At 52.7% G+C, this 12385-nt stretch carries 11 protein-coding genes; 3 read left to right on the top strand and 8 right to left on the bottom strand.

Annotation, left to right across the window (positions count from 1 at the left end; all coding sequences use genetic code 11):
* Positions 1-179: 179 nt before the first annotated feature.
* The 4 genes from ACQZ5F_RS13085 to ACQZ5F_RS13070 all read right to left on the bottom strand — a co-directional run bounded on the left by ACQZ5F_RS13085 (position 180) and on the right by ACQZ5F_RS13070 (position 4212).
* The gene (locus ACQZ5F_RS13085) at positions 180-2189 is read right to left on the bottom strand and encodes a hypothetical protein (protein ID WP_448731268.1); all 2010 of its coding nucleotides are present in this window, start codon (positions 2187-2189) and stop codon (positions 180-182) included.
* Between the two features lie 153 nt (positions 2190-2342).
* A complete protein-coding gene (locus tag ACQZ5F_RS13080; protein ID WP_444562278.1) occupies positions 2343-3236 on the bottom strand; it encodes a DMT family transporter in 894 nt (297 codons plus the stop codon).
* 306 nt (positions 3237-3542) lie between these two features.
* Positions 3543-3947 carry a hypothetical protein gene (locus ACQZ5F_RS13075; RefSeq protein WP_046800489.1) on the bottom strand — a complete coding sequence of 135 codons (405 nt, stop codon included), beginning with the start codon at positions 3945-3947 and terminating at the stop codon, positions 3543-3545.
* 46 nt (positions 3948-3993) lie between these two features.
* Complete coding sequence (locus ACQZ5F_RS13070) at positions 3994-4212, bottom strand: hypothetical protein (RefSeq protein WP_046800490.1); 219 nt, start codon at positions 4210-4212, stop codon at positions 3994-3996.
* A gap of 284 nt (positions 4213-4496) precedes the next feature.
* Here ACQZ5F_RS13070 and ACQZ5F_RS13065 point away from each other — a divergent pair, with 284 nt between their 5' ends.
* Together ACQZ5F_RS13065 and ACQZ5F_RS13060 are read left to right on the top strand one after the other, a co-directional pair.
* Positions 4497-4838, top strand: a complete 342-nt coding sequence (locus ACQZ5F_RS13065) for an ArsR/SmtB family transcription factor (protein WP_448731269.1) — start codon at positions 4497-4499, stop codon at positions 4836-4838.
* Positions 4835-5758 carry an SRPBCC family protein gene (locus ACQZ5F_RS13060; RefSeq protein ID WP_448731270.1) on the top strand — a complete coding sequence of 308 codons (924 nt, stop codon included), beginning with the start codon at positions 4835-4837 and terminating at the stop codon, positions 5756-5758. Before ACQZ5F_RS13065 ends, ACQZ5F_RS13060 begins: the two co-directional genes overlap by 4 nt.
* 62 nt (positions 5759-5820) lie before the next feature.
* Here ACQZ5F_RS13060 and ACQZ5F_RS13055 read toward each other — a convergent pair whose 3' ends face one another.
* A complete protein-coding gene (locus ACQZ5F_RS13055; RefSeq protein WP_448731271.1) occupies positions 5821-6183 on the bottom strand; it encodes a hypothetical protein in 363 nt (120 codons plus the stop codon).
* Between the two features lie 192 nt (positions 6184-6375).
* Between ACQZ5F_RS13055 and ACQZ5F_RS13050 the strand changes: the two genes are divergently transcribed.
* Complete coding sequence (locus tag ACQZ5F_RS13050) at positions 6376-6627, top strand: ribbon-helix-helix domain-containing protein (protein WP_448731272.1); 252 nt, start codon at positions 6376-6378, stop codon at positions 6625-6627.
* 296 nt (positions 6628-6923) lie between these two features.
* On the opposite strand, the gene ACQZ5F_RS13045 is transcribed toward ACQZ5F_RS13050, so the two are convergent.
* From ACQZ5F_RS13045 to ACQZ5F_RS13035, 3 genes are all read right to left on the bottom strand, one after another.
* Complete coding sequence (locus ACQZ5F_RS13045; RefSeq protein ID WP_448731273.1) at positions 6924-9119, bottom strand: peptidase domain-containing ABC transporter; 2196 nt, start codon at positions 9117-9119, stop codon at positions 6924-6926.
* A complete protein-coding gene (locus tag ACQZ5F_RS13040; protein WP_448731274.1) occupies positions 9116-10330 on the bottom strand; it encodes an HlyD family secretion protein in 1215 nt (404 codons plus the stop codon). The genes ACQZ5F_RS13045 and ACQZ5F_RS13040 overlap by 4 nt, the downstream gene beginning before the upstream one ends.
* A 227-nt stretch (positions 10331-10557) precedes the next feature.
* A complete protein-coding gene (locus ACQZ5F_RS13035; RefSeq protein ID WP_448731275.1) occupies positions 10558-11178 on the bottom strand; it encodes a hypothetical protein in 621 nt (206 codons plus the stop codon).
* Positions 11179-12385 lie beyond the last annotated feature (1207 nt).

Raw genomic sequence — 12385 nt, 5'->3', positions numbered from 1 at the left:
CGGCTGCCGGGAGTGTAATGTTTGACTTCCAGTAATCGTCATAACTGCTTAAACAAGCTTATAAAAATTACATTTAAAAGCTCGGTGCGTCTACGCAAATGGGTGCCGAAATATATATTTTCAGGTTATCTCAAGCTCAGGAAACTGAGCTCGAGACAATTGGCGGCTGATAGGCCGGCTTATTCCGCCGTTGCCTGAATATCCACCTTGTCGAGAAGAAGCATCGGATTCTCGGAGGCTGCAGCAAGATCAAAAAGGCCAAGGCCATTTGGGCCTGTCGATTTGACCGTGACAGTCAAGGTTCCCGGCGTGTTGATGAATTGGACGAGTGCGTTCACCGCCTCCTGGAGTTTCGGTTGTTCGGCGGCCACCTGCTGCAGCATCACGTTGGCAACCAACGTCAAAGTGCCACGCACCTGATCCTCGGTCATCTCGTTCTGCAGGGCATAGAGCTTGATCGCCTTGGCCATCATGCCTTCGTCCTTGATCGTGAATTTTACCTCACGACCGGCAAGCCCGAAAAGCGCAGCCTGGGCGCGACCAAGGTCGAAGGAGAAAAACTCTTCCGTGAAGCCGCTTACCAGACCGGAAAAATTGACACTGCCAATATCCTTGCTGCTGAGCGAGACTTCGCGGATCAGCAGGTTTTTGTTGGGTTCGTCCCAGCCAGCGGCGAGGGCGTAAGACAAGGCGAGTGACTCCAGACCCAGTTTGCGTGCTTCAACAAAAACTTCTTCCGTCGAATCCGCCGGGATGGGCAGGGAGAGGTCCTCCTGCCTGATCTCGATATCGGTCGGGATACCATTGAAGGGTTTGGTCAGTCCCATCTCGAAATTTTTGAGCGTGAACTTGATGCGCTCAGGCGTGCCTGCGGCCTCTTCATCGGTCTTTTCCGGTGCGGCGATATCAACGTTGATGCCACCGACACGCACCTTGCCGAGTTCCGGTATCAGCCGATTGAACGGGAATGTCTCGATTTTCGTTTCATCGAAGCCGACGATCTGGGAGAGACCTTCGATTGTGGAACTCCAGTCAAAGCCCTTGAGGCTTGCTTCGGCGACCTCGATCTTGCCGTCGCCATCGCCAATCGACATGCCGTTCAGGCCGAAATCGAGCTTGCGGCTGTCCATCTGCATGTCGATGCGCTCGATGGTGGCCTTGACCCGCTTGCCGTCCGCCCCTTCGCTTTGATCAGGCGCGTCCACCTTGAAGCCCAGCAGCTGCATGTTGCTCTTGCCCATCATGTCCAGAATGGACACGACCTTGCCGAAAAATGCCTGGCGCTCCTGCGGTGAAAGCTCATCGGCATTTTGGGTTGTCGTCAGCGCCTTCAGGGTTTCCAGCAGCGGCTCGGCCGGCATGCGAGCGGTAAAGCCGTCGCTGCGTATTTCGTCGTAGCTGAATTGACCGTCACCGTCGGAGAAGGAAACCTTGCTGACGGAGAGTGGTCCGTAAAGAGGTTTTGCATCCTTGTCTTCCGGCCCGGCTTTTTCCGTGTAGAGCCTTGCAAGATAGGCGGCGTCGAAGTCCTGGCCGGTTATCGCACCTGTCGAGACGACCATGTGCTTCTTTTCCATCGTGCCAGTGCTGTCCGGCAGAGCCATCTTGATGTCATAGCTGGCATTGTCGATCGTATAGCGGGCGACCCTGCCATCGGCGATATCAAGCAGAGCCGCGTTGTTGTACACGGTCTTCTGCTCGGTCTCGGCGATAGACTGGGTGAATGTCAGTTCAGGCGTGGAAATGCGCGTCGCTGCGAAGCGCTCCATGCGCCGGGACAGGGAGTTTGCATTGCCATCGCCAGATGCCGTTTCCACTTTCTTGAAAGCGGCATTCTCGACACGGGCATGTGCCATGGAGATCTTGCCGGTCGGCACGTCAATATCGATGCCATTCATATCGAGCGCGCCTTCCAGGAAAGGAAGTTTGGGACGTCCGTCGATAGCGGCGATCTGGATCTTCTTCCCGTCTTCAAGCGGCAGGGTCAGCTCGCGAATATGAATTTGTCCGAGAAAATCGACGTCCACGGAACGCGCCGTTGCGCCGCTGCGGGCAACCAGCTCGTCGACTTTTGCTTCGTAGAAGGCTTTACCACCGATGACACCTGCAGCCGCGATGGCAATAACCGCAACCGCTGCCCATAAAGCCTTGCGCCGGCCCTTGCCGACTGGAGTGTTTGCCTGTTCCACGAAATTGGTCCTCTGTAATGCGAATTAACTTTGCGCGTCTTTTAGACACGCGAAAGTTGCCGCGCAAGTGTGCCGCCGGAATAGCTGGACATTATTTGCAGTGGTATATCGTGGCGCGCGCGGCGTCATCTGCGGCGCTTTTGAGGGCTTCGGTCACTTCCAGAACATCAGCGCCATGCCGGCCACGACCAGTGCTGCCCCGGCCCATGCGCCGGGTGCCGGCAATTCCCGCGTTCTTAGCCAGAGCAATGGCAGGATGATGACGGGCGTTGTCGCAGACAATGTCGAGACGATGCCGATCTTGCCGCCGGAAAGCGCGAAAAGAAGCAGCGTCATGCCAAAGGCAAGCGCGATGATGCCGGTAAGCGCCGTCTGCAGGAAAATGCTCTTCGTCAGCGGGCCGTTCGGCTGGACTGCCTTGATGGGCAGCATGGTAAGCGCCGTCAGGCAGAGCGCCGCGACCCCGACGCGCAGCATGGAAGCGGTAATCGGATCGATCCCGCTCGCCATGACGGGTCTTGCGATCAGCGAGCCGACGGCCTGGCTGAGTGCGGCCAGCAGGCCGAGCAGCACGCCGAGCCAGAGTGGTCCCTTCACTCTTTCCCATTCGTGCAGCTGCGCCTTGCGCTTGCCGAAGAGGATTGCGAGCAGAACACCGCACAGCGTCAGGCCTATGCCGGTGACCGTTGTTGCGGAAAGCTGTTCGCCAAGCACCGCCCATCCCAGCAGCGCGGCAATTGGGGCGTTGAGGGCAAACAGGATCCCCGAGCGGCGTGGCCCAACCCGATTGAGGCAGGTGAACAGCAGCGTATCGCCAACGAAGATGCCGATGAAACCGGATAGCAGAAGCGCCGAAAGCGCCTCGGGTTGCAGTTCCCGCCAGGTTCCCGAAGCGAGGACATAGACCCCCAGCAGGGAAGCGACAAAAAGCTGCCGTGTCCTGTTGAAGGCGAGCGCTCCCAGATGCCCCGCCGGACGCGCCGCCAGAAGTCCGGTCATCGCCCAGCAGGTTGCGGCGCCCACGGCAGCCAGTTCATAGATCGGCATTTTTTCCCCGTCGCTTCATGGCGCGCTTCCGGCCACGGACACTATCCCTGCCTGCACCCATCGCAGATTCCGGGTTCGCCCGCCATCCCATAAGCATCGTCATAAACAGCGTGGAGCAGTGCACCGTTCACCGCCTATGCCGGACCAGCCGGCGGTCGTGCCATTCCTGATGCCAGTGTGCACCATATCAAGATTGCGAATGAGCGGTGAGGCCTTGGCCCGCTTCTTGTTGCCAACAGCAGAAATGCCAATGCAGACGAAGCGGCTGGCCCGCTCCGTCGAAAGGACAGTCTTATCTACAGCACTTCACACGCCGTTTATGATATTGCAAATGCCCTCGCGGATGACGTTCTTGTCCGCAATCTGTCCGGCCTGAATGTTGAAAACAGCGTCGATCCGCACGCCGGCGCCTTTCTGCCGGGCCACAACCCGCAGGGTCTGAATTCTGCCGCTGCCGCTGGTCTCCTGGTGCGCATCAATGGAAGACAGTGCCTTGTTGATCTGGATACCGGAAAAACCTTCCGCGGCCACAGCCTGAGCGAGCTTTTGAAGCACAGCGGGCGCTTTTGCCTTCGGCAATTCCTGCCATGATTTGTAAGAGACAGCCGTCACCATCGGCACGCCGGAGACAGCGAAGTTCTTCTCGCAGGAGGCCGCGAAGGCAGGGCTTGAGAAGCTGATCAGGCCAAGAGCTGCTATGACATATTTCATTTCGAGTAATCCAGTTGTTGGTGAAGATTAAGAGCTATCGGCCGCATCAGAATGCCGACCGTTTTCCTCTGTAGGTTGATGGGGGCGGGAGAGCTTCATGCGCCTGTGCAAGCGTTTCTAGCCATGTGGCCAGGCCAGCGGGAACTTCCTCATTGCCCGCCTCCAGTGCCTCGATCCACGAAAGTTCGCATTGCAGCGCGGACGCAATATTGATCGGCGTCCAGCGGATGACCCGCAGGCATTGATTAAAGCGTTCTGGTGACATGATGATTTGATATTTTCCCCGTCTTTTCCCCGCGAAGCTCACTCAGGCAGCTGCGAGAGTCAATCTTTTTCTGCAACTTTTGATGGCTTGTTTCCGACCCAGCAGTTGCATCTGCTGCCGGTTGCCGAACGCCAGGCGCATGAAGGGGAAAGGCTCGGTTACCCAAACGAACGGTCGGGAGACGCATCGGCATTTCATCCTCAAGGCCATGCCTCCTGATAAAACTTAGTTGATTTGCTAAGTTTCCCCTTGCTCCGTCGCGATGAAGCATGATAGTTAGCAACATGACTAAGCATCATCAGGAGCTATCACTGATCTTCCAGGCTCTGGCCGATCCAACGCGGCGGGCAATTCTGGCCCGCCTCGGCGGCGGGCCGGCACCGGTCATGGAGTTGTCCGCTCCCACGGGGCTGCGTCTGCCCACGGTTATGCGGCATCTTTCCGTGCTGGAAGAGGCGGGGCTGATCATCACGTCCAAGGATGGGCGGGTGCGCACCTGCGCGATAGTGCCCGAAGCGCTGGAGCCGGTAAGCACGTGGCTCGATGAGCAGCGGGCCATGTGGGAGAGCCGGCTTGACCGGTTGGAGGCATTTGCAATGCAGGCCATGAAGGAGGATTCACAATGACAACGAAATCGGGTCAACAAAGCGCACACGCTGAACCGCATCTGCCGCAAGATCGTTTTGCGACGCTCAGCTTCGAACGGGAGATTGCCGTTCCGCTATCGGCTCTCTGGCAGGTCTGGCTGTCACCTGCCGCCCGGGCGGTGTGGGCCTCTCCTTCACCCTCGGTCACCGTGGAATTCCTGGAGGCGGATAGCAGGCTGGGCGGTCGCGAAGTCTCGCTCTGCAAGGTTGCCGGCCAGCCGGATATTCGCTGTGAATGCGGCTGGCTGGAGCTGCAGCCAACCCGCCGCAGCGTGAATTACGAGGTGGTCTCATCCGGCGGCGTAACCCAGTCGGCAGCGCTGGTCACTGCCGATTTTCAGGCGGCGGAAGAGCGTAGCCGCTTGACCGTAACGGTGCAGCTTTCCTCATTGGCCGAGGATATGCGCGATGGCTATCAACAAGGTTTCAGCGCCGGTCTCAACAATCTGGCCAGCGTGGCCGGGCGAACCATGGTGCTGGAGCGAGTGATGAAGGTGCCGCGAAACATCGTCTGGAAAGCCTGGATGAACGAAAAGATGCTGCCGCAATGGTGGGGTCCTGAAGGGTTTTCGTGCCGCACAAAGAGAATTGACCTGCGAACCGGCGGGGAATGGGTCTTTGACATGATCGGCCCAGACGGCACAGTCTTCCCAAACCACCATCGTTATGTCGAGGTCCGCCCCGAAGAGAGGCTCGCCTATACGCTGCTCTGGGGCGAAAACGGGCCGAAACATGCCGACGCCTGGGCCTCCTTCGAAGATCAGGATGGCGCGACGAAAGTTGTGCTGGGCATGGTGTTCAGCACGGAAGCCGAGTTCCAGCAAGCGAAGGGTTTCGGCGCCGTGGAGCTGGGTCAGCAAACGCTGGGCAAACTGGAACGCTTCGCCAAGGCGCTATAGATGCGCCGTGCCGTCAACTCCATGTGCAGAGGTCTCGATACCGGCCTCTTGTCCAGCCGGCATTACTCTTCAAAGCCGCTCTGCGCGTGCGAGATTGTCTTGCAGGTCCCGCCATCCTTCTCGCCAACCATGCGTTTATCGCGGATGACCGAACCCTTGGCGATGTCGATCTCCCATGCCACCGAGCCTTCATTCAAGCTCGCTTTACCACCGGCAAAGGTGCCTTTCTCCATTCTCTGACTTCCAGAAGCCGGGACATAAACTCCAAATGTCCCGGCGGCCTCGTCGAGAGCGAAATTGAACGTTTGAGGGGTTCCTTTCGAACCTGCGAATTCGCAGCTGAGATATGTCGGCGCGGCAAAAGCAATAGAGCCTGAAAAAAGCAGGGCAGCAGCGGCAAATCCGCTTCCTGTGATGACTTTCAAGTCTTGATCCTCATTCGTGTTTTCTCGTTAAACTAGAAATATTTCGCCCCGTTGGCAAAGTAAACGATATAGCGATTTAATTCAGGTGATGCTCATGATTGGCTAGGGAGCAGGAGCAGCCGTAACGCTGTGATGAATATTGACAATATATGCTACGCTTTTCACAATTGAGGAGACCCAAAGGAAAACGCCATGGCGTCAGGAAGCATTCACGTTAAAGTCAGCGGAGCATTGCAAGACCATATCCAGCAGCAGATTGGTGATGACGGTCTTTATGAGAATGCGAGCGAATATATTCGGGCGCTTATTCGGTGTGACCTTCAAACACGCGACAAGGCATGGGATACCTTGCAAAAGGAACTGGCTCTTGCCATGCGCGCGGGTGATAGCGAGTTTATAGCCGTCTCTGCTGACGATGTCATCGGCCGCAACAAACGTCGCTAATTATGGCAACTTATCGCTTTTATGCGCCTGCCAACGCCGCACAGGATAAAATCTGGCATGACACTGTGGATGCTTGGGGCGAAGTGCAGGCTGAGACCTATATGCGTGGCCTGCACGCGCATTTGCAACACCTTTCGGGAATATGGCAGCGCCGATGTCCTTGTGCATGGCCACCGTTACAGCCTGAAAGGCTTTCCCGAGCCGGCCCTTGCTTATAGGTGCGAGTGGCTGCATTACCAGCGCGATTTGAAACCTGATGCGGTAAGGAACGTCAAAGTGTACCGCTCCTCCGAGATTTAAGTCGTTTCACCAGTTTCGGCGCACATTGGAATATGAAGTTCGAGATTCGAAGCCACTTTGTGAAGGGCGGATAATTCTTTCGGGCTAGCCATCAACTCTGAGAGTTTGCCTGCATTCAAATGAAAAACTCTTTCCGCGATACGGAGGGTGTCAGGCCGATGAGCAATTACCACACGCGTTATGTTCAATTTTGACAGATTGTTGTTAATTGAACGCTCCACCTCAATATCTAAGTGAGATGTGCCCTCATCCATGAACAATATCTTTGGTTCACGGTATAGAGCGCGTGCGATCATGATTCTTTGTTTTTGGCCGCCTGAAAGGCTGCTGCCCATATCGCCGATAAGGCTCCTGTATCGCATCGGCATCTGCTCAATTTCCTCATGGATGCAGGCAATACGGGCGCACTCTTCGACGCGCTTAAGATCGGGCTGAGTGTCAAAAAAAGCTATGTTTTCAGCTATTGTGCCAGACAATAGTGTATCGTCTTGCAGGACGGTAGCGATTGCAGCAACGAAGTGGTTTCGGGCGATCCGTTTCAAACTAGTATTGTCGTATCGGATTTCCCCTGCGGTTGGTTGTTCCAGCCCCAACATCAACTTAAGAAGCGTTGTCTTACCTTCTCCGGATCGACCTGTTATTGCGACCATTTCGCCTGGCTTCATGGATATCGATATATCGGTGAGAACCTCCGGCTCATCAGGATGGTATCGGAATGAGACGCTATTAACCTCGAGCATACCTGAAAGAGGAGGGGTAAGGCCAAGTTCTCCATCTTCCGCAGGTGCTAGTGCCAAATCTGAAAGTCTGTCCAGATGAACTGACAGTGTGCGCCAGCTTACGAAAGCATCGACCGCATTCTTTGCAGTTCGTCCGAAATAGAGTTGATAGGCGATGAACGACATCATCATGCCAATGGTGAACGGTCCTCCCATAGCTTCTCGAGCCAGAATGTAGACAATAAGTGCGGCGCCTATCGATTCGATTAGATCTCCAACGGAGCGTATCGCGGCATCGGCCGAGCTATGACGATAGTTCGCTTCTGTCATGTCTGTCAGACGGGTTTGCCAATGCTCCAGTCGTTCATTCTCTCTTCCGAATAGTTTGATGCTTCGGATCGCGCGGATGGTTTCGATGAATAGTGTTTCCTCCCTAGCTTCCGTCGCGAGTTTGTCTTCGGTCAACATGCGTCTGATACCGATGGTTCCAAAATGAAGTATACCCTCAAGGCATACAAGCGCCAGAACGATGAATGCCAGCTTACTGCCGTAGAGAAACAGAGCTGCAAGCGCGATGGCTGCAGAAACGGTATCAACGATCGCGTCAAGTGCTGGTCCAGTTAAAAAAGATTGTATTGCTCCTGTGGAATTAAACCTAGAAGTAACATCCCCCAGATGTCGTTGCTCGAAGAAATTGGTCGGCAATCTAAGCATATGCCGAAACAAATTGCTCATCAGTCCCAGAGATAGCGATTGGCCAACACGCAGCGTGATTATTCTGCGAAGAAAGAAAGCAACGCAATTGATCACTGCCAGCCCCGTAAAGCCAGCAAATAGTACGTTCAACAGATCGGTATCACTTCGTGTTAAGGCCTCATCGACCACTAACTGCAGGTAAAGTGGGGCAACGACTGCCGCGATTTGCAACAAAATAGATAGTGAAATTATTTGAATAACGGTTGGTCCGACCCCTGATACATGCGACCAGATTGAGGACAGTGACAGGGTTCTTCGTTCGTTTTTTTTAACAAAGGAGCCACTTGGCGAAAACTCGACTGCTACCCCATTGAAATGAATTGAAAGTTGCTCCCAACTCATTGCCGTGCGGCCGACCGCAGGATCATGGAGGACAGCGGTTTTTCGTTTCGCTTCTACCAATACGACGAAGTGGTCGCTGTTGAGATGGAGCATGGCGGGTAGGCGCAGCCTAGCTAAGTCGGAAATCTGGCGGGCGCGGACGATCCGCCCTTCTAATCCGTGTTGACTCGCAAGCTGAATTACCGATTTGAGTTTCGTTCCTTTCATTGAGGGGGGCGAGATCGCCCGGAGTGTGCCTAAATCAATTCTCCAACCCCAATGATTAGCAATCATCGCAATGCATGCCAGTCCACACTCGGCGAGCGAGGCTTGCCTTATGATCGGGGTTTTTTCTCTCGCAATAGTGCGCCATTTCAGGCGAAAAGTCTGATTCATACTCTCACCCAAAGCTCTTTGATTGAGCGTAAAATCCATTGCGCTAGGGTTTGGCGGTCCAAGATAATGTCGGCTGTAAGGGTGAGGCCTGGACGGAGTCGGATATTCTTTTCGCCTACTTTCATCTTCTGATTTTGTAGCGCGACGGTAACACGGTAACTCGGTTCAGGTAGCGAGATGGGTTTATCGATTTCGCTTGGCTTTAAGATCGTCTCTGACACCGACTGAATTTTTCCTTCAGCGAAGCCGTATCGAGCATAAGGGAATGCGTTATAGGCGATGCGTACACGCTGTTCTGACTGCATATACACGATGGCCCTGCTGGGAACATAAAGTTCCGCAACGAGAACCGAGGATTTTGGCAGGAGAGAAATTAACGTTGAATTTGTATCTATTGACTGCCCGGCTTTACTTAAAATGGCGTCCACGAAGCCATCGTCAGGTGCTGTGACTTGAAAAGCGAGGCGCCCGTGAGCGTCGATACGCTTTTGTCGTAATTCGACTAGAGATTGCCGAATATCCGATAGCCGCAATTCTGTCTCAACTGGGGCCTGCCTCTTTTCACCATTCAATTGAGCCAGTAGTGCTTCATTTTCGTGCAGGGAAGAGAGTAAAGTCTGAGCCGACACTTGTGCGTTTCGCAGATCGGTTTCACGTTTTTGGATTTCGTTGACGCTGACCGCACCAACTCGACTTAAGGTCTGACCTGTAGCTAGTTGCTCGGTCAACACGTCGATTATTTGGTTTTGGCGATCCAGGCCTGCGCGGATCGCGGTAATTTGATTAGCAACCGCAGCAGCACGTTCTTCTAACTCCGAGACTTTAATTTTCACTTGTGCATATATTGATTGCATACGTTGCTGCAGTTCAAGCTCCGTTAGTCGGAGGTGCTCTAGCTCGGCCTCGGCGATCGGCTTGCCATTTACTAAAGAGGGATCTGGGGCGATATATATCAAAATGTCGCCCCGCTTCACCTCCTGCCCCTCTCTAACAACAACTTGCTGTACTCTGCCTGGTCTGGGGGCGTTGATCCGGGAAATTTGAGGTTCGGCCGTAAGAAACCCGGTCGCTTGCTCGCGCCGGGAGAAATTTGCAGTCAGAAGAAATATCGCCAAGCCAACTGTAGCGATAATGAATATCCAGCAAACATTGGCCCAGGTTTGTCCCGCGCCAATGTCAAGCTTTCTTCCTATGTGAATTACAGAAAACAAGTGCAATTCTCTATTGTATTGTTATTTTTTCTTAAAAATCGTCTCGTATCCGACAAATGTCGCTGACATGGCTAGAAATACTACTAGTGCAATCGCGTAGTTTGGGGAGTATTTCGCATCAAATATCTGTGGAAGTACTATAACAGATCCAATAGAAATCACGAATGATAAAATTATTTCTTTAATTATCGTCTTTCTTGTATTTCCCATTGTTCTGATCCTTTCGATCATGCCTTTGAATCTTCAGACCAGAGCGCGCTCCAATCCTTTTGGCCCACGAACATCCCGACTGTGTAGCAAATAGCTTCTCCAACTAGGCGAACCAGCTTTCCACGGAATGAGCCTTTCGCACGGACGCCCACCAGATAACCGAGCTCTTCCGCTCGCGCTTTTGCGAGAGGATACATCAATTTTTCGGCAAGAGGGCTTTTTCTCATAAGGCGGACATATGGTATGGCCCAATATTGGTACCCTCGGATAGTAGCGGGGGAGAGGTTCTTGAAGGTGAATTCAAGGTCCGCACGCCATAGGTCTCGGTCAAGCATTCCTCTACGGAAGAAGTGCGTGCAAATCACACGACCACTGCTGTTCCCGCTCCCACTCCAGCCACCATTGTATATACTCATACCTGCACCTCCTGCGAAACCAAACCCTCCTGCAACTGCTGACCTGCTTATGCTGCCTGTTGCAGCGTAAGCTCCGCCCGCGGCAAATGTGCCCGAAATATATCCGCGATCGACATGGCCGCGCCATGTGCCGGCACCGGCAATTTCATCGAATTCGACGTCGTCAAACGGAACAATATAGTACTGACCGGCTACAGATTGTGTATGCAAAGCATCAGTCATAAAAGCCTCCGATGTGATTTAAAAAATTCTGTTTCAAAGATAAATGTATACCAAAAAGGTACGCTTATTTTTATCTAACATTTTTGAGATTATCAACTTATTTAAATGAAAATTCCAAGTATTTTTTATTTTTTTATTTTTATATATTATAAAAATATTATTTTTACTGCAGTTTTATTAATTTAATTTGAGGATTGCAGATGAAGAAAAATTTTTTCCAATTATTTTGTTCGGCACCATAGTCATCGACTTGTTATCGAAAACGTATTTCCTTTCAACAAAATTGTCCGTCGCCGCCGAGTGCTCTGTCTTCTCGTCACACGGTCTAGGATGATTTTTACCTCCTTGTTCATCCTCACCCTATTTACCTACTCTATACTCTCCCTGTTCCGTGATTAACCGAAAGATATTCCGGTTTTGAAACGTAACCAGCTTCGTTTGTGAGAGAAGACGGTACTCTCATATTTCGGTCCTGACAGTGAAATTCCTCTTGCAATGAACGGAGGAGAGATGATGGGTTTGTGGTGGGCCTTTCTGTTCTCTGAAGCTCATTGGCTGGTGGGCAGGTTTGCCAAGCATAAACCGCTGATGCGGGGCACTGATAAGTGTCTTTTATTCCCCCAGGTGGCATTTCAGTGCCCCGTTCCAATGCCCATCGAGCCGAAAGGCAGATGGGAAAGAGAGATGAAGCTCATAACACGGTCGCAACTGCGTCGCGTGATAGGAAAGGTGTGTTCAAATGGGCCTCTATGAAATGTACGTTCTTGCAGCTCGTGCAGATACAGCTCTGATGAGGCGAAGGGTGGCGAAGATTATGAATCGTCGACGCAAAAAGCAATATTTACACAACCATAAGAAGAATCTGGATTTGGAAACCGAGACGAAGAGGGGAGCACCCTTCGGCCTGGGAGGATTCCATAAACATATATTTATAAGGATATATATGCGGAAACATATAAAATATATGCTGCGTTGAATTGTATATGAATATTTGAGGACGGATGAAAATCCGCGGCTAAAACCTTGCTTTTACGGCCTGCAATTTGCGGATTGTGGGACGAGAACGCGTAAATATATGATTTTTATGTTGAAAATACCGATATGGTTGGAGAATGGTTATGCGCAGAAACTATATGAGTGAGATGGAATTGATTGGAGCAGAGATCAGATTCGAGCGGCGATCGATCATAATAACAATATCATGATA

Source organism: Agrobacterium sp. 22-210-1, from assembly GCF_053522525.1.
The sequence above is the reverse complement of the archived record's forward strand: the minus strand, read 5'-3'. Positions and strand labels throughout refer to the sequence as shown.

Coding starts and splice junctions, on each gene's coding strand:
- ACQZ5F_RS13080 (WP_444562278.1), bottom strand. CDS start 3,236: ATGCCGATCTATGAACTGGCTGCCGTGGGCGCCGCAACCTGCTGGGCG.
- ACQZ5F_RS13075 (WP_046800489.1), bottom strand. CDS start 3,947: ATGAAATATGTCATAGCAGCTCTTGGCCTGATCAGCTTCTCAAGCCCT.
- ACQZ5F_RS13070 (WP_046800490.1), bottom strand. CDS start 4,212: ATGTCACCAGAACGCTTTAATCAATGCCTGCGGGTCATCCGCTGGACG.
- ACQZ5F_RS13065 (WP_448731269.1), top strand. CDS start 4,497: ATGACTAAGCATCATCAGGAGCTATCACTGATCTTCCAGGCTCTGGCC.
- ACQZ5F_RS13060 (WP_448731270.1), top strand. CDS start 4,835: ATGACAACGAAATCGGGTCAACAAAGCGCACACGCTGAACCGCATCTG.
- ACQZ5F_RS13050 (WP_448731272.1), top strand. CDS start 6,376: ATGGCGTCAGGAAGCATTCACGTTAAAGTCAGCGGAGCATTGCAAGAC.
- ACQZ5F_RS13045 (WP_448731273.1), bottom strand. CDS start 9,119: ATGAATCAGACTTTTCGCCTGAAATGGCGCACTATTGCGAGAGAAAAA.
- ACQZ5F_RS13035 (WP_448731275.1), bottom strand. CDS start 11,178: ATGACTGATGCTTTGCATACACAATCTGTAGCCGGTCAGTACTATATT.